Origin of the sequence: Streptomyces sp. NPDC051963, assembly GCF_044593495.1 — a bacterium.
Lineage (GTDB): Bacteria > Actinomycetota > Actinomycetes > Streptomycetales > Streptomycetaceae > Streptomyces.
Map to the genome: position 1 here is coordinate 349,812 of NZ_JBIUCC010000009.1, position 16,633 is coordinate 366,444.

Below are 16,633 nucleotides of genomic sequence, written 5' to 3' on the forward strand. Positions count from 1 at the left end.
CAGCCGCACCCGACCCGCCCGCTGGCGGAGAGGTCGACGTCGGCCCTGCCTGCCCGGTGGTGTCGGGTTGGTGCCCGGGGTTGGTGGGTGGCTGGGCCTGGGCCGTTGCTAGTTTCTCGGCGGTTTTGCGGGCGGCAGCGATCTCCTTGGGTTCCTCGGCGGCGGGGTCGAGGGCGGGTGGGGCCGGGACGGTCCACATCCAGTCGCGGAGTTTGTCCCGTTCGTGGGTGAGTTCGTGGATGTCGGTCTCGGCGTACTCGAACTCCGGGGACCAGAACAGGGCGTCGAAAGGACAGACCTCGATGCAGATACCGCAGTACATGCACAGGGCGAAGTCGATGGCGAAGCGGTCCAGGACGTTGCGGCTGCGCTCGCGGCCGCCGGGGGCCGCGGGAGGGACCGTCTCCTTGTGGGAGTCGATGTAGATGCACCAGTCCGGGCACTCGCGGGCGCACAGCATACAGACCGTGCAGTTCTCCTCGAACAGGCCGATGACGCCGCGGGTGCGGGGCGGGAGGTCGGGCTGAGTCTCCGGGTACTGGTCGGTGACGGACTTCCTCGTCATCGTGCGGAGGGTGACGGCCAGGCCCTTGGCGAGGCCCGACCCAGGAATCGACAGGCGGGGCCGTCCGGAGGGCGTCGTGGTGGAGCGGTGGTCGGGCGACGGGTGGGACATGGTTACTGGATCACCACCTTCACGATGCCGGTGAGGGCGATCTGAGCGAGGGAGAGGGGGACGAGGAGCGTCCAGGAGAGCTTCTGGAGCTGGTCCTCACGCAGGCGGGGGTAGGTCACGCGGAGCCAGATCACGATGAAGGCGAGGACGGCGGTCTTCAGCAGGGTCCAGACCCAGCCGAGCCCGTCGGCACCCCACGGTCCGTGCCAGCCGCCCAGGAAGAGGACGGTGGTCAGACCGCACAGGACGACGATTCCGGCGTACTCGGCGAGAAGGAACAGGGCGAAGCGGAGGCCCGTGTACTCGGTGTACGCGCCGAAGATGATCTCCGAGTCGGCCACCGGCATGTCGAACGGCGGGCGTTGGAGCTCGGCCAGCCCCGCCACGAAGAAGACGATCGCACCGACGATCTGCCAGGGCAGCCACCACCACTCGAAGGCGTCGAGGATGCCGGGCAGGGAGACCGTGCCGGCCGCCATGGCCACGGAGGCGGCGGTGAGGAGCATCGGGAGTTCGTAGGCGAGGAGTTGGGCGGCGGTGCGCAGGCCGCCGAGGAGGGAGAACTTGTTGGCGGAGGCCCAGCCGGCCATGAGTGAGCCGAGGACGCCCACGCCCATCACCGCGAGGACGAAGAAGATGCCCGCGTCGATGACCTCGCCGACCGCGCCCTCGCCCGGGCCGATGGGGATGGCGAGGAGGACTAGGAGGTACGGGAGGAGGGCCACTGCGGGCGCGAGTTGGAAGATACGGCGGTCCGCGCCCGCCGGGACCACGTCCTCCTTCTGCGCGAACTTCACGCCGTCCGCGACGAGTTGGGCCCAGCCGTGGAAGCCGCCGGCGTACATGGGGCCGAGGCGGCCCTGCATGTGGGCCATCACCTTGTGCTCCGTCTGACCGATGATCAGAGGGAAGGTGAGGAAGACGACGAAGACGATCAGGAGTCGCAGGGTGACGTCGAGCACGTCGTTCACTGCGGGCCTCCTGCGGGGTCGTCAGGGGTCGGGGAATCGGGAGTCGCCGACGGCTCCTCGGTGGGCTTCGGGGTCGGGCCCGGCTCCGTTTCCTTCGGCTCGGGTTCGTCGAAGGTGGGGCGGGCGTGGTGCCAGGGGGCATCCGCGCTGCGGGGGGCGGCGGGCGGTCGGCTGGGGGCAGAGTCCTCCGTGCCAGCCGGCGTCGGCGGCTGCGCGCGCTGCGAGGTCGAGCCCTCGCTCACGCTTCGCGAACGACGCGGCCGAGCCGCAGGAGCCTGAGGAGCCGCCGGAGTCGTGCCTTCCGGTGTCTGCTCGGCTGTCTGCTCGGCTACCTGCTCGGTCGCCTGCTCGGCGCCCCCCGGTCCCTGACTCGCCGAGCCCTCCGAGGCCGTGCGGGCGCGGCGTACGGGACGCTCCCCCGCGCCGGCCCCGCCCGCTCGCGCAGGACGTTCGCCGGTTCCGCGTGCTGCGGCGCCCCGTGCCGGTCGGGCCGGGGCGGGCGGGAGTTGGCCCTTCTGGGGGCCCCATTCGTTGGGGTCGGGGACGCCCGGGGGCAGCATCTGGCGGCGCTTGGGCCCACCGTGTTCGGACTCGCCCGGTTCCTTTGCCCCCGGCCAGGCCTTGACCACGCGGGAGGCCAGGACGAAGTCCTTGCGGAGGGGGTGGCCCTCGAAGGTCTCCGGAAGGAGGAGGTGGTCCAGTGCCGGGTGGCCCTCGAAGGCGACGCCGAACATTTCGTGGGTCTCGCGTTCGTGCCAGGCCGCGCCCGCGTACACGTCGACGGCGGAGGGCAGCGTAGGGGCCTCGTGCGGGACCGTCGTACGGAGCAGCAGGCGTCGTACCGGCGAGAGGGCAGCGACGTGGGCCGCGACGCGGAAGCCCGTGCCGGGTTCGTCGACCGCGCTGAGCCAGTCGAAGTACGTACAGCCGAGCTCGTCGCGGGCGGTCCGGAGGGCCGTGATCCAGGCCGACACCGGAACGTCGACCGTCAGGACCTCGTACGACTCCTCGGCCGTGGCCTCAGGGCCGAAGAGCTCCTCGGCGGGGGCAGGCAACCAGCCGACCGCGGTCATCGCCCCTCCCCCGAGCCCGGCGCCGCATCCGAACCCGGCGGCCGCACCAGCCCGCTCTGCAACGCCGCCGCCGACGGACGCCCCGCCGGCGTTCCGTACCGCTCCCCCAGCGACTCCCGAGCGATCTTCTCCTGGAGCTTGATGATCCCCTGGAGGAGCGCCTCGGGCCTGGGCGGGCAGCCCGGTACATAGACGTCCACGGGGATGATCTGGTCGACGCCTTTGGTGACGGAGTACGAGTCCCAGTACGGGCCGCCGCAGTTGCTGCACGCGCCGAAGGAGATGACGTACTTGGGCTCGGGCATCTGCTCGTACAGGCGCTTCACGGCGGGCGCCATCTTGTCGGTGACCGTGCCGGAGACGACCATCAGGTCGGCCTGGCGTGGACCGGGGGCGAAGGGGATCACCCCCAGCCGAATGAAGTCGTGACGGGCCATCGACGCGGCGATGAACTCGATCGCGCAGCAGGCGAGGCCGAAGTTGAAGACCCAGAGCGAGTAGCGGCGGCCCCAGTTCAGGACGACCTTCATCGGCTCGGGGGCGAGGCGGGCGAGGGCGCCCAGCCGCTTCGGCTCCGGCAGCAGAACAGGCTCTGAAGAAGACGAAGACGAAGCAGACGAAGAAGGCGACGAAGGCGACGAAGAAGAAGTAGGAGTCACGTCCATTCCAGGACTCCCTTCTTGTAGGCGTACAGCAGGCCGACGGCCAGGAAGCCGAGGAAGAGGAACATCTCCACGAGGGTCGCCGCGCCGTAGCCGGGCGCTGCGAAGACCGTCGCCCACGGGAACAGGAAGATCGAGTCGACGGCGAAGATGACGTAGAGGAAGGCGTAGACGTAGTAGCGGACCTGGGTGTGGGCCCAGCCCTCGCCGACGGGGTCGACGCCGCACTCGTAGGTCAGGAGCTTCTCGGGGGTGGGGACCACGGGCCGCAGCAGGCGGCCGGCCCCGAAGGCGACGGCGACGAACAGCACGCCGATGACGGCGAGCAGCCCCACGACCGAGTACGACTGGAAGTAGTCCGCCGCGACGACGACGGTCGAATCGCGCACGCCGACCTCACTCCCTGACCTCGTGACCCACGTGAACCCTGCGTTCGACGATCTGTACGCACCGGAGTCTAGGCCCTGATAAAGAGACGGTAAGCAGGCCGTCACGCGTTGCTCCACAAGGGTGGGGTTTTCCCCCGTAGAACCCGGCGGTCGACCTCATGGCGCGGCGGCGCGTCGCGCGGCACGCTAGCCCATATGACCGCACGCATCCCCACCACCGGCAGACCCCGAGCCGATGCCACCGGCACGTCTCGATACGACGTCTCCGCCACCGACGCCGCCACCGACGCCGATCGGCTGCCGCCGGCCCGTTTCGCCTACGACCGGCAGACCTGGAAGGAGATCGCGCATCTGCTGGCGAACCTTCCGGTATCGCTGTTCGGGTTCGTGTACGTCGTCACGGTGCTGTTCCTCGGTGCCGGGCTGACCGTCACGGTGATCGGCCTGCCGCTGCTCGCGCTCGGGCTGATGGGCGCGCGGCAGCTGGGCAAGCTGGAGCGGAAGCGGGCCAGGGCGCTGCTCGGGGTGCGGATCGACGAACCGAGCCCGCTGCCGTTGGGCAACCGCAGGAACGGTTTCTTCACGCGGCTGTGGATGGCGCTCAAGGACCCGGTGGGCTGGCGCACCATCCTGTACGACTTCATCCGGCTGCCCTGGGGCATCCTCACCTTCGTCATCGCGCTGAGCTCGCTTTTCGTGCTGTGGCCGGTGCTGCCGTTCATCGCGCGCGGACTGACCAACGCGGACCGGGCGATGGTGCGCGGCCTGCTGTCGCCCTCGGACGAGCTGGAACGCCGTATCGCCGAACTCGAGTCGGACCGGACGGTCGTGGTCGACACGACCGCCGCCGACCTCAGGCGTATCGAGCGCGATCTGCACGACGGTGCGCAGGCCCGGCTGGTCAACCTGGCCATGGGGCTGGGCCTGGCCAAGGAGAAGCTGCTGGAGGGGCAGGCCGACGAACATGTGGCGGCGATGGTCGAGGAGGCGCACGGCGAGGTGAAGCTGGCCCTCCAGGAGCTGCGGGACCTCGCGCGCGGCATCCACCCCGCCGTCCTCACCGACCGCGGCCTGGACGCGGCGCTCTCCTCCGTCGCCTCGCGCTGCACCGTGCCCGTGAAGGTGACGGCCGACCTGAACGCCAGACCGGCCGCGGCGATCGAGGGCATCGCCTACTTCACCGTCTCCGAACTGCTCCAGAACATCAGCAAGCACAGCGGGGCACGGACCGCGTCCGTCGACGTGTGGCGGTCGGCGGACCGGCTGCTGATCCAGGTGTGGGACGACGGGCGCGGGGGTGCGCGGCTCGACGGCGGGACCGGCATGAGCGGTCTCGCCGAGCGGCTGGACGCGGTCGACGGCCTGTTCGTCGTCGACTCCCCGCAGGGCGGCCCGACGACCGTGACGGCCGAGCTGCCGTGGCGGGACCGCGCGCGGGACGCGGGTGGCCCCGGGTGACGAGGAGTGGCCCGGGATAGGCGTGGGGTAGGGAAAACCCCCCGTTCAAGACGCCGACGGACTCCATGGTCCGCGGACCTGCGGCAGAGCAGTGTGGGAGTACGACGGCGCAGCCGCGGTACGACAGGACGAGCAGGCCGAGTAGAACGGACGACGCCGATGGCCACGGAGTACGGACAGGGTTACGCCCCGCGCGACAGCGGGCTCGGATACCCCACCGAGACCAGGCGGCACCGGCTGCCGGCGGGGCTGCGGGCGCCGTTCGAGGCGCGCAGCTGGCGCGAGTTCACGTATGTGCTGCTCAGCCTGCCGGTCAGCATCCTGCTCTTCACCTACGCCGTGGCGATGGTGTCGCTGGGCGCGGGCCTGCTGGTCACCTTCCTCGGGGTTCCGGTGCTGGCGGCGGGTCTCGCCGGGTGCCGGGGGTTCGGATCGCTGGAGCGGGCGCAGGCGCGGGGGCTGCTGGGGCTCGAGGTGGCCGCGCCCGAGCCGCTGCGGATGCGCAAGTCCGGCCCGATGGCCTGGATGGGGGCCGTACTCAAGAGCGGCTCGTCGTGGCGGGCGCTGCTGTACTCGATCCTGCACTTCCCTTGGGCGGTGTTCTCGTTCGTCGTCTCCGTGACCGCCTGGTCGATCGGCTGGTCGCTGCTGACGTACCCGCTGTGGTTCTGGCTCTTCCCGATGTACGGCGGTCAGGACGGCCTGCAGCTCTACGGCGACGAGACCCACCACGTCTACCTCGACAACCCCTTCGAGATCACCGTGACGGCGCTGGTGGGACTGTTGTTCACGCTGGCCACGCCGTGGATCGTGCGGGCGCTGACGACGGTGGACCGGCTGCTGGTGCACGGGCTGCTCGGGCCGTCGCGGCTGGCGACGCGGGTGGTGGAGCTGGAGTCGGACCGGGGGGTCGTGGTCGACACGGCGGCGGCCGACCTGCGGCGTATCGAGCGGGATCTGCATGACGGGGCGCAGGCGCGGCTGGTGGCGTTGGCCATGGATCTGGGGCTGGCGAAGGAGAAGCTGACCGAGGACCCGCAGGCCGCGGCGCGGATGGTGGACGAGGCTCACGGTGAGGTGAAGACGGCGCTTCAGGAGCTGCGGGATCTGGCGCGGGGGATTCATCCGGCGGTGCTGACGGACCGGGGGCTCGATGCGGCGCTGTCCGCGGTGGCGTCCCGGTGCACGGTGCCGGTCCAGGTCGAGGTCGAATTGACTCAGCGGCCGGCGCCGGCGATCGAGGGGATCGCCTACTTCACGGTGTCGGAGCTGTTGCAGAACATCAGCAAGCATTCGCGGGCCACGTGGGCGGCGGTGGATGTGTGGCGCGTGGAGAACCGGCTGATGCTTCAGGTCGTGGACAACGGGGCCGGGGGCGCCGAGGTGAGCGGGGGGTCGGGGCTCGCGGGGCTTGCGGAGCGGTTGGACGCGGTGGACGGGATCCTGGTGGTGGATTCGCCGGCGGGCGGGCCTACCAGGGTGACCGCGGAATTGCCCTGGCGGAGCGAGCAGGTGTGAACACGTGACGTGGGCTGGGGCTGAGGCCGGACGACGGTAGGTCGCGCGGCCTCAGCGCCGTGCCGGCTGGAGCGAGAATGCCCGCAACTCGGGGCCCGACCCAGCCCGGTGAAGTCATCTGCCACCCGCAGCCGCGGGTGGCCTGTTAGTGCCCCCTCCTCCACCTGCTCCCCGATCCCTCCCTCCCCCATTTCCGCAGCCTGGGCGCAGCCAGGGGCGTTTGCTGGAATGCTGGAGGCCTTGGTGGGCGCAGTTGGGCTGTGGGGGGCCGAGGATCGTGGAGGACAGGGTGCGTGTGGTCATCGCCGAGGACTCGGTGCTGCTCCGGGAGGGGCTGACTCGGCTGTTGACCGACCGGGGGCACGATGTCGTGGCCGGTGTCGGCGACGGAGACGCGCTGATCAAGACCATCGGCGAGCTGGACGCGGCCGGCGCACTGCCCGACGTCGTCGTGGCCGACGTACGGATGCCGCCGACACACACGGACGAAGGTGTCCGGGCCGCCGTACAACTGCGCAAGGCGCATCCCGGACTGGGTGTGCTCGTGCTGTCGCAGTACGTGGAGGAGCGGTACGCCACCGAACTGCTGGCAGGTTCCAGCCGCGGGGTTGGCTATCTCCTCAAGGACCGGGTAGCCGAGGTGCGTGAATTCGTGGACGCGGTGGTCCGGGTGGCCGAGGGGGGCACGGCGCTGGACCCCGAGGTGGTCGCGCAGCTGCTGGGCCGCAGCCGCAAGCAGGACGTGCTCGCGGGACTCACCCCACGGGAGCGTGAGGTCCTGGGCCTGATGGCCGAGGGGCGGACCAACTCGGCGATCGCCCGGCAGCTGGTGGTGAGCGACGGCGCCGTCGAGAAGCACGTCAGCAACATTTTCCTGAAGCTCGGCCTGTCCCAGAGCGACGGCGACCACCGGCGTGTTCTCGCCGTTCTGACCTACCTGAACTCCTGAGGGCGCGCCCCCGTGTCAGTCGTACAGGGGGGCGGGCGAGCAAGACCCGAGTGGCACGAGAGATCAAGGGACGAGCCTAGAACCGAACCCCGTGTGGGGGCGTCTTTCAGGGAAGCGTCAGAGGGCGGGAAATCATGACAAGTCAGGGCGGCGAACCGTCCCAAAGGGGCGTCCATCATGCGAATGGCCGCGGGAAGGCGACCCTTACGGACGTAGGGTTGATCCTGGGAGGGCCCGCGGGAGGGCCGCTCCCGGACAGCCGCCTCGAGGGAGGTCCAGTTCAGTGACCAGCCAGGTCAGCAGCCCAGCGGAGCAGGCCGACGAAGCCGTCGTGGGAGAGCAGCGCAAACCGGCGGGAGCGAAGGACGTCCGCCGGCTGGACAGAGTCATCATCCGGTTCGCGGGGGACTCCGGTGACGGTATGCAGCTCACCGGTGACCGTTTCACCTCGGAGACGGCGTCCTTCGGCAACGATCTGTCGACGCTGCCGAACTTCCCGGCCGAGATCCGCGCGCCCGCAGGCACCCTGCCGGGCGTTTCCTCTTTCCAGCTGCACTTCGCCGACCACGACATCCTGACCCCGGGCGACGCACCGAACGTGCTGGTCGCGATGAACCCGGCCGCCCTGAAGGCGAACATCGCCGATGTGCCGCGCGGCGCGGAGATCATCGTCAACACGGACGAATTCACCAAACGGGCGATGCAGAAGGTCGGCTACGCCGTGAGCCCCCTGGAGGACGGGTCGCTCGACGGCTACAACCTTCATCCGGTGCCGCTCACGACGTTGACGGTCGAGGCGCTCAAGGAGTTCGACCTCACCCGCAAGGAGGCCGAGCGCAGCAAGAACATGTTCGCTCTCGGCCTGCTGAGCTGGATGTACCACCGGCCCACCGAGGGCACGGAGCGGTTCCTGAAGACCAAGTTCGCCAAGAAGCCCGAGATCATGAGGGCGAACCTGGCGGCGTTCCACGCGGGCTGGAACTTCGGTGAGACCACCGAGGACTTCGCGGTCTCCTACGAGGTCGCGCCCGCCGACACCGCGTTCCCCACGGGCACCTACCGCAACATCTCCGGGAACCTCGCCCTGTCCTACGGACTGGTCGCCGCGTCCCGCCAGGCGGACCTGCCGCTGTTCCTGGGCTCGTACCCGATCACGCCGGCCTCGGACATCCTGCACGAGCTGAGCCGGCACAAGAACTTCGGTGTCCGGACCTTCCAGGCCGAGGACGAGATCGCGGGCATCGGCGCCGCCCTGGGCGCGGCCTTCGGCGGCTCGCTGGCCGTCACCACGACGAGCGGCCCCGGTGTGGCGCTGAAGTCGGAGACCATCGGGCTTGCGGTCTCCCTGGAGCTGCCGCTGCTCATCCTCGACATCCAGCGCGGCGGCCCGTCCACCGGTCTGCCCACCAAGACCGAGCAGGCGGACCTGCTCCAGGCGATGTACGGCCGCAACGGCGAGGCGCCGGTCCCGATCGTCGCCCCGCAGACCCCCGCCGACTGCTTCGACGCGGCCATCGAAGCCGCCCGGATCGCCCTGACCTACCGCACGCCGGTCTTCCTGTTGAGCGACGGCTATCTGGCCAACGGCTCCGAGCCCTGGCGGATCCCCGAGGTCGACGACCTCCCGGACCTGCGGGTGCAGTTCGCACAGGGCCCGAACCACACGCTCGACGACGGCAGCGAGGTCTTCTGGCCGTACAAGCGCGACCCGCAGACCCTCGCCCGCCCCTGGGCGATCCCGGGCACGCCGGGCCTGGAGCACCGGATCGGCGGCATCGAGAAGCAGGACGGCACGGGCAACATCTCCTACGACCCCGCCAACCACGACTTCATGGTCCGCACCCGCCAGGCGAAGATCGACGGCATCGACGTACCCGATCTGGAGGTCGACGACCCGGGCGGCGCGCGGACGCTGGTCCTGGGCTGGGGTTCGACGTACGGACCGATCACGGCGGCGGTACGGCGGCTGCGCACGGCCGGGGAGTCCATCGCGCAGGCGCATCTGCGGCATCTGAACCCCTTCCCCCGGAATCTCGGCGCGGTGCTGGAGCGTTACGAGAAGGTGGTGGTCCCCGAGATGAACCTCGGTCAGCTCGCCACACTGATCCGGGCGAAGTACCTGGTCGACGCCCACAGCTACAACCAGGTCAACGGCATGCCGTTCAAGGCCGAACAGCTCGCCACGGCTCTCAAGGAGGCCCTCGATGGCTGAGACGTCCACGGAAGGCACGGGCACGATCGAGGCGCTTTCGCTCGTCCCCAAGGCCGAGGCCCGCCAATCCATGAAGGACTTCAAGTCCGACCAGGAAGTGCGCTGGTGCCCCGGCTGCGGTGACTACGCGATCCTCGCCGCCGTGCAGGGCTTCATGCCGGAGCTGGGCCTGGCCAAGGAGAACATCGTCTTCGTCTCGGGCATCGGCTGCTCGTCCCGCTTCCCGTACTACATGGCCACGTACGGCATGCACTCCATCCACGGCCGCGCGCCCGCCATCGCGACCGGGCTGGCCTCCTCGCGCCGCGATCTGTCCGTGTGGGTCGTCACCGGTGACGGCGACGCGCTGTCCATCGGCGGCAACCACCTCATCCACGCCCTGCGGCGGAACGTCAACCTGAAGATCCTGCTCTTCAACAACCGGATCTACGGCCTCACCAAGGGCCAGTACAGCCCGACTTCAGAGGTCGGGAAGATCACCAAGTCGACGCCGATGGGCTCGCTGGACGCACCCTTCAACCCGGTGTCCCTCGCGATCGGCGCGGAGGCGTCCTTCGTGGCGCGGACGGTGGACTCCGACCGCAAGCACCTCACCGAGGTACTGCGCCAGGCCGCCGCCCACCCGGGCACGGCGCTGGTGGAGATCTACCAGAACTGCAACATCTTCAATGACGGCGCCTTCGACGCGATCAAGGACAAGCAGCAGGCCGAGGAGGCGGTGATCCGGCTGGAGCACGGGCAGCCGATCCGCTTCGGAGCCGAGGGTTCCAAGGGAGTCGTACGGGACGAGCGCACCGGCGACCTCAAGGTCGTCACCGTCACCCCGGAGAACGAGTCCCAGGTCCTGGTCCACGACGCCCACGCGACCTCACCGACCACGGCCTTCGCCCTGTCCCGCCTCGCCGACCCGGACACCCTGCACCACACCCCCATCGGCGTCCTCCGCTCCGTCGACCGCCCCGTCTACGACACCCAGATGGCCGACCAGCTCGACACGGCGATCGAGCAGAACGGCAAGGGGGATCTGGCGGCGTTGTTGGCGGGCGGGGATACGTGGACGGTTGTCGGCTGACGGGCACCGGACACACGAAAGGCCCGGATACGGCATGGCATCCGGGCCGCCGGCGTCAGGCGTCAGGCGTCCGGGATGTCCTTCTTGGCACGGAGAAGGGTCTCGCGGGTGATCACGACGATGCGCTCGTAGTCGGCGCGGGAGGCGTCGGTCGGCAGAATTCCGTCAAGTTCGTCCGTTTTGTCGGTGCCGATGATCGCGAAGTTGCCGTCACTGAGTTCCAGGATGTCCGGGCAATGGTCGCCCCCCATGCTTCCTCGCAGGCGGGGGGAATCCCCGAGTCGGCGGACGATACTGACCACGGGGAGTTCGCTGTGCACGCGTGAGCTCTCTGTCTATCTAAGCCCGAACAGGGTCAAGTCCAGCCCTGAAGCGGGAAGTTGAACGCAGTTCCGCGAGGCTAGCAGCTGAAGTGCACCTGGGTTGCACCTGCGTCGAGCCTGCGCCGAAGTCGTCACTCGGAAGGGCCTACGACCCACCATTCCCTGCCGCCGGCGATCTCTTCCATCATCACGTCCACGGCCCGGCCCACCCTCGCCTCCAGCGACTCGTGCGCCAATGACCGGCGGGCTTCACCCGTCAGGTCCCAGTACTCCTGAAAGACATTGTTGGAACACCACCACCGCAGGTAGCCGATCAGCTCCTCCCAGTTGATGGCATCCAAGCGGTAGTGCAGCACGATGGTGCTGTACTGCGCGTTGACGAAGAGAAACTGCCTGCGTCTGGCCTCCGGCAGGTCCTGAAACCGGCTCATCGCCTCCAGCAGCACCGGATCGTCGAGAGCACGCCTCGTCTGCTCCGCCAGGGTGCGGTGCAGCTCGATCAAGTTGGACTTGCGAACCTCGTCCGCAAGCCGCGCGACCTCGTTCAGCAGCGCCAGGACCAGATCCTCCACCCCCACCGTGGAATCGCCCGCTGCAGAATCGATCCTTCGCGCATCCGGATTCTCTGTGGCCAAGGCGAACCCCCGAGTCAGGCGTCCGGGCGCCGACCGGTGCTCGCAGGCGGCACGAGGTCCGGCGCACGGGTTGGGCACGGCGCTCCGCCCCCCAGGATGCCGGGCAGCACAATGCGGCGCAGGAGGCGGAGCGGGGGCGCATGGGTGGACGTACCGCTCATGCCAACCAAGGCCTCGACCTATGTGTGCCCTACGAGCGCCGCCCGCATGCGCGTCGACCGACCGCGGCTGCCGGCATCATCCCTGCTCAGGCCTGCTTTTTCGTCGCGTCATACGCATCCCGCGCCTCCTGCACCGCGCCCATTCGACGCTCCGTCCACAGTGCGAGGTCGCGAACCTGCTCCGCGGCCTCGCGGCCGAGGTCGGTGAGGGAGTAGTCGACGCGCGGGGGGATCACCGGCTGGGCGTCGCGGTGGATCATGCCGTCGCGTTCCAGGGTCTGGAGGGTCTGGGTGAGCATCTTCTCGCTGACCGGGCGGACCTCGCCGATCGCACGGCGCAGCTCGCTGAAGCGGTACGGACGGTCGAGGAGCTGGATCAGGATGAGGACGCCCCACTTGCTGGTGACGTGCTCCAGGACCAGGCGGTACGGGCACATCGTCTCGCCGTCGGACTGCCATTCGCTTACTGCCATGCCAGTACCTTACTTCAAAGTTGGTACTTTCGCAGAGTTAGTGCAGCCCCTAGGGTTAGTGCCTACGCACCCCACAAGGAGTTCTGCATCATGAGCATCGTCGTCACCGGAGCCACCGGACACCTCGGCCGCCACGTCATCGAGCAACTGCTGGAGAAGGTCGCGGCCGACCAGATCACCGCCGTCGTCCGCACCCCCGAGAAGGCCGCCGACTTCGCGGCCCGCGGCGTGCGGATCGCGGTCGCCGACTACAACGCTCCGGAAACCTTCGACGGCCTGTTCGCGGCCGGCGACAAGGTGCTGCTCATCTCGGGCAACGAGTTCGACAAGGGCCGCGTCGGGCAGCACAAGGTCGTCATCGACGCCGCCAAGGCGGCCGGCGTCGCGCTGCTCGCGTACACCAGCGCGCCCGGCAGCCTCACCGCCGCGCTCGCCGACGACCACCGTGCCACCGAGGAGGTGCTCCTGGCGTCCGGCGTGCCCTACTCCCTGCTGCGCAACGGCTGGTACCACGAGAACTACACCGAGCAGCTCGCCCCGGTGCTGGAGCACAACGCGGTCGTCGCCGCCGCCGGCGAGGGCCGGATCTCCTCCGCGTCCCGCGCCGACTACGCGGCCGCCGCGGCCGCGGTGCTGACCGGCGAGGGCCACGAGAACTCGACGTACGAGCTGGGCGGCGACGTGGCGTGGAGCTTCGCCGAGTACGCGGCCACGCTGAGCGAGCTGACCGGCAAGGAGATCGCGTACAACGCCGTGTCCGCCGAGGCGCTCGTCGGGATCCTGACCGGCGTCGGGGTGCCCGAGACGTTCGCCACGATCCTGGCCGGTGTGGACCAGTCCATCGAGAAGGGCGAACTGGTCGTCTCCACCGGCGACCTCTCCCGCCTGGCCGGGCGCCCGACCACCCCGCTGTCCGAGGCGATCACCGCCGCACTCAAGGGCTGACCTCGCCGAATTCCCGACGACCCCTGCCCGTCATGACCGTATGCCGATACGGACATGACAGGCGGGGGCCCTCGGCGCTACCTTCGTGCAGGCGAGCGACGCATGAAGGAGGAGCCGGTGACCGGGGAGCCGAGGGGCGAGCGGCGTACAGGACTGCTGAACGGCTTCGCGGCTTACGGAATGTGGGGACTCGTCCCCCTCTTCTGGCCCCTGCTGAAACCGGCCGGCGCGGTCGAGATCCTCGCCCACCGGATGGTGTGGTCCCTGGCGTTCGTCGCCGTCGCGCTGGTCTTCATACGCCGTTGGGCCTGGGCGGGCGAACTGCTGCGGCAGCCGCGCAGGCTCGCTCTGATCACGGTCGCCGCGGCCGTGATCACCGTCAACTGGGGCGTCTACATCTGGGCCGTGAACAACGGTCAGGTGGTCGAGGCCTCGCTCGGGTACTTCATCAACCCGCTCGTCACCATCGCCATCGGCGTCCTGCTCCTGAAGGAGCGGCTGCGGCCCGTGCAGTGGGCGGCGGTCGGCGTCGGCGCCGCGGCCGTCCTGGTCCTGACCATCGGATACGGCCGTCCGCCGTGGATCTCCCTGACCCTCGCCTTCTCCTTCGCCACGTACGGCCTGGTGAAGAAGAAGGTCAACCTCAGCGGTCTGGAGTCGCTGACCGCCGAGACCGCGATCCAGTTCCTGCCCGCCCTCGCCTATCTGCTGTGGCTGAACTCGCAGGGCGACTCGACGTTCACCAGCGAGGGCCCGGGGCACGCGGCACTGCTCGCCGCGACCGGCATCGTCACCGCGCTGCCGCTGGTCTGCTTCGGCGCGGCCGCGATCCGCGTGCCCCTGTCGACACTGGGCCTGCTCCAGTACCTGGCCCCCGTCTTCCAGTTCCTGCTCGGCGTCGCCTACTTCCGCGAGGCCATGCCGCCCGAGCGCTGGGCCGGGTTCGCACTGGTCTGGCTGGCGCTGACGCTGCTCACCGCCGACGCCTGGCGGGCGGCGCGCAGGGGCAGGGCCGAGATCAACAGGCCCAGCATCACCATCCCGACGGGCACCCAGAGCGCCGTACGGAACGCGGCGAGCGCAGCCTCCGGACCCGATCCGGTCGACGCCAAGCCGTAGACCGCGGTCACCGCCGAGATCCCGATCGCCGAGCCGAGCTGCGTCGCCGTGGTCAGCAGCCCGCCGGCCAGCCCCTGCTCCTCCTCGGCGACCCCGTCCGTCGCCGCGATCGTCAACGGCCCGTACGCCAGCGCGAACGCCGTGCCCCCGATGATCAGCGTCGGGAACATCGCGGCGTACGGCCAGTCCACGCCGACCGGCAGGAACAACCCGTACGCGACGACCGCCGGCACGAAGCCGCCGACGATCACTCGGGCGTTGCCGTAGCGGGCGACCAGCTTCGGGGTGAGCGTCGGGGCGAGGATCGCGTCGCGGCGTATGACCGGCGAGGGGCAGAGGCCATATAGGACAGCCTGAGACCTGGTGCGCCGCTATAAGTGACCCATGACTCAGACAGCAGGCACACCCGCCACACCCGCCACACCCATCCACTGGAAGCTCGTCATCGACTGTGCGAGTCCGCAGCAGCAGGCCGACTTCTGGGCCGCCGCGCTCCGCTACGAGGTCGAGGACAACAACGCACTCATCGAGCGGCTCCTCGAACTCGGCGCGCTGCCGCGCGAGGCCACCGTCGAGTTCCATGCACGGCTCGCCTTCAAGGACCTGGTCGCCGTACGGCATCCGGACGATCCGTACGACGAGGACAGCGGTACCGGGCTGGGGCGGCGGCTGCTGTTCCAGCGCGTGCCCGAGGCCAAGACCGTCAAGAACCGGCTCCATCTCGATCTGCACCCGGGCGAGGGGCGGCGCGCGGACGAGGTCGAGCGGCTGCGGGGGCTGGGGGCGAGTGTGTTGCGGGAGGTGAAGGAGCCCGCCGGGGAGTGGGTGGTGATGGCCGATCCGGAGGGCAACGAGTTCTGCGTGCACTGATCGCCCGCAAACGCCCGGTATACGAACACCTCTGTCCTGATACCGCTCTTGACTGAGCGTTAGCCAGAGCTTCACCATCCAGGCACCCCATTCACTGTGGAATCCCTGTGATTCCCGAGGAATTCGGAGCCCCCCACATGAAGCTCTCGGTTCCCGGACGCGCGACGGCCACCGCCGTCATCGCGGCCGCCTCACTGCTCGTCGGCGGATCCATAGCGGGGGCGGCCCCCGCACCCGCGCCGGCCGCCGCTCCCGACATCCCCGTGGCCAACGTCCAGGCCCACCTCACCCAGCTCCAGTCCATAGCCACCGCCAACGGCGGCAACCGGGCGCACGGCCGGGCCGGCTACAAGGCCTCGCTCGACTATGTGAAGGCCAAGCTGGACGCGGCCGGATACACCACGACCATCCAGCAGTTCACGTCCTCCGGCAGCACCGGCTACAACCTGATCGCGGACTGGCCCGGCGGCGACACCAACCAGGTCGTCATGGCCGGCTCGCACCTCGACAGCGTCTCCTCCGGCGCCGGCATCAACGACAACGGCTCGGGCTCGGCGGCGATCCTGGAAACCGCGCTCGCCGTGTCCCGCGCGGGCTACCAGCCCACAAAGCATCTGCGGTTCGCCTGGTGGGGCGCGGAGGAGCTGGGCCTCGTCGGCTCCCGCTACCACGTCAACAACCTGTCGTCGGCAAACCGGGCGAAGATCAGCGCCTATCTCAACTTCGACATGATCGGCTCCCCCAACCCCGGCTACTTCGTCTACGACGACGACCCGGCGATCGAGAAGACCTTCAAGGACTACTTCACCGGCCTCGGCGTCGCCACCGAGATCGAGACCGAGGGCGACGGCCGCTCCGACCACGCGCCGTTCAAGAGCGCGGGCGTGCCGGTGGGCGGGCTGTTCACCGGCGCGAGCCGGGCCAAGACGGCCGCCCAGGTGACCAAGTGGGGCGGTACGTCCGGCCAGGCGTTCGACCGCTGCTACCACTCGTCCTGCGACACCACGTCCAACATCAACGCCACCGCGCTGAACCGGAACAGCGACGCGGTGGCACACGCGGTGTGGGAGCTGTCCTCCTAAGTCCTGCCCGGCGGATCAGCCCGCAGGAAATCGACGGCGACTGAT

The 16,633-nt window shown here is 69.5% G+C and carries 18 protein-coding genes; 10 read left to right on the top strand and 8 right to left on the bottom strand.

Going from position 1 to position 16,633, the window contains the following annotated elements:
- The 5 genes from ACIHFB_RS36025 to ACIHFB_RS36045 all read right to left on the bottom strand — a co-directional run.
- Positions 1-565, bottom strand: a 565-nt coding sequence (locus ACIHFB_RS36025) for a 4Fe-4S binding protein (protein WP_400129187.1), incomplete at its 3' end; no start/stop codon positions are given.
- Positions 566-678: 113 nt separating this feature from the next.
- The gene (locus ACIHFB_RS36030; RefSeq protein WP_365281209.1) at positions 679-1,647 is read right to left on the bottom strand and encodes a complex I subunit 1 family protein; all 969 of its coding nucleotides are present in this window, start codon (positions 1,645-1,647) and stop codon (positions 679-681) included.
- The gene (locus ACIHFB_RS36035; RefSeq protein WP_400129090.1) at positions 1,644-2,720 is read right to left on the bottom strand and encodes an NADH-quinone oxidoreductase subunit C; all 1,077 of its coding nucleotides are present in this window, start codon (positions 2,718-2,720) and stop codon (positions 1,644-1,646) included. Before ACIHFB_RS36035 ends, ACIHFB_RS36030 begins: the two co-directional genes overlap by 4 nt.
- Positions 2,717-3,385: an NADH-quinone oxidoreductase subunit B gene (locus tag ACIHFB_RS36040; protein ID WP_400129091.1), complete on the bottom strand. Its 669-nt coding sequence runs from the start codon at positions 3,383-3,385 to the stop codon at positions 2,717-2,719. Before ACIHFB_RS36040 ends, ACIHFB_RS36035 begins: the two co-directional genes overlap by 4 nt.
- Positions 3,376-3,771 carry an NADH-quinone oxidoreductase subunit A gene (locus tag ACIHFB_RS36045; protein ID WP_365281218.1) on the bottom strand — a complete coding sequence of 132 codons (396 nt, stop codon included), beginning with the start codon at positions 3,769-3,771 and terminating at the stop codon, positions 3,376-3,378. Before ACIHFB_RS36045 ends, ACIHFB_RS36040 begins: the two co-directional genes overlap by 10 nt.
- A gap of 195 nt (positions 3,772-3,966) precedes the next feature.
- Here ACIHFB_RS36045 and ACIHFB_RS36050 point away from each other — a divergent pair, with 195 nt between their 5' ends.
- The 5 genes from ACIHFB_RS36050 (at position 3,967) to ACIHFB_RS36070 (ending at position 10,980) form a co-directional block, all read left to right on the top strand.
- Complete coding sequence (locus tag ACIHFB_RS36050) at positions 3,967-5,229, top strand: sensor histidine kinase (protein WP_400129092.1); 1,263 nt, start codon at positions 3,967-3,969, stop codon at positions 5,227-5,229.
- A gap of 159 nt (positions 5,230-5,388) precedes the next feature.
- Positions 5,389-6,747 (top strand): sensor histidine kinase, encoded by a 1,359-nt coding sequence (locus tag ACIHFB_RS36055; protein ID WP_365281223.1) that lies wholly within the window; start codon positions 5,389-5,391, stop codon positions 6,745-6,747.
- A 289-nt stretch (positions 6,748-7,036) separates the two neighbouring features.
- Complete coding sequence (locus ACIHFB_RS36060) at positions 7,037-7,696, top strand: response regulator transcription factor (protein WP_365281226.1); 660 nt, start codon at positions 7,037-7,039, stop codon at positions 7,694-7,696.
- A 283-nt stretch (positions 7,697-7,979) separates the two neighbouring features.
- Entirely contained in the window at positions 7,980-9,908 is a 1,929-nt protein-coding gene (locus ACIHFB_RS36065) for a 2-oxoacid:acceptor oxidoreductase subunit alpha (RefSeq protein ID WP_365281229.1), read from the top strand.
- On the top strand, positions 9,901-10,980 hold the full coding sequence (locus ACIHFB_RS36070; protein WP_365281232.1) for a 2-oxoacid:ferredoxin oxidoreductase subunit beta: 1,080 nt from the start codon (positions 9,901-9,903) through the stop codon (positions 10,978-10,980). The genes ACIHFB_RS36065 and ACIHFB_RS36070 overlap by 8 nt, the downstream gene beginning before the upstream one ends.
- A 62-nt stretch (positions 10,981-11,042) precedes the next feature.
- Here ACIHFB_RS36070 and ACIHFB_RS36075 read toward each other — a convergent pair whose 3' ends face one another.
- The 3 genes from ACIHFB_RS36075 to ACIHFB_RS36085 form a co-directional block, all read right to left on the bottom strand.
- Entirely contained in the window at positions 11,043-11,282 is a 240-nt protein-coding gene (locus ACIHFB_RS36075) for a hypothetical protein (RefSeq protein WP_365281235.1), read from the bottom strand.
- 152 nt (positions 11,283-11,434) lie between these two features.
- Positions 11,435-11,938 carry a DUF6082 family protein gene (locus ACIHFB_RS36080; protein WP_365281237.1) on the bottom strand — a complete coding sequence of 168 codons (504 nt, stop codon included), beginning with the start codon at positions 11,936-11,938 and terminating at the stop codon, positions 11,435-11,437.
- 247 nt (positions 11,939-12,185) lie between these two features.
- The gene (locus ACIHFB_RS36085; protein ID WP_365281240.1) at positions 12,186-12,572 is read right to left on the bottom strand and encodes a helix-turn-helix domain-containing protein; all 387 of its coding nucleotides are present in this window, start codon (positions 12,570-12,572) and stop codon (positions 12,186-12,188) included.
- A gap of 90 nt (positions 12,573-12,662) precedes the next feature.
- Here ACIHFB_RS36085 and ACIHFB_RS36090 point away from each other — a divergent pair, with 90 nt between their 5' ends.
- The 5 genes from ACIHFB_RS36090 to ACIHFB_RS36110 all read left to right on the top strand — a co-directional run bounded on the left by ACIHFB_RS36090 (position 12,663) and on the right by ACIHFB_RS36110 (position 16,588).
- The gene (locus ACIHFB_RS36090) at positions 12,663-13,517 is read left to right on the top strand and encodes an SDR family oxidoreductase (protein WP_400129093.1); all 855 of its coding nucleotides are present in this window, start codon (positions 12,663-12,665) and stop codon (positions 13,515-13,517) included.
- 180 nt (positions 13,518-13,697) lie between these two features.
- Positions 13,698-14,636: an EamA family transporter RarD gene (gene rarD / locus ACIHFB_RS36095; protein ID WP_400129188.1), complete on the top strand. Its 939-nt coding sequence runs from the start codon at positions 13,698-13,700 to the stop codon at positions 14,634-14,636.
- Positions 14,637-14,684: 48 nt separating this feature from the next.
- Positions 14,685-14,903, top strand: coding sequence for a hypothetical protein (locus tag ACIHFB_RS36100; protein ID WP_400129094.1), 219 nt, complete (start codon positions 14,685-14,687; stop codon positions 14,901-14,903).
- 117 nt (positions 14,904-15,020) lie between these two features.
- Positions 15,021-15,506 carry a VOC family protein gene (locus tag ACIHFB_RS36105; protein ID WP_365281252.1) on the top strand — a complete coding sequence of 162 codons (486 nt, stop codon included), beginning with the start codon at positions 15,021-15,023 and terminating at the stop codon, positions 15,504-15,506.
- A gap of 137 nt (positions 15,507-15,643) precedes the next feature.
- Entirely contained in the window at positions 15,644-16,588 is a 945-nt protein-coding gene (locus ACIHFB_RS36110) for a M28 family metallopeptidase (protein ID WP_365281255.1), read from the top strand.
- The last annotated feature ends 45 nt before the right edge of the window (positions 16,589-16,633 follow it).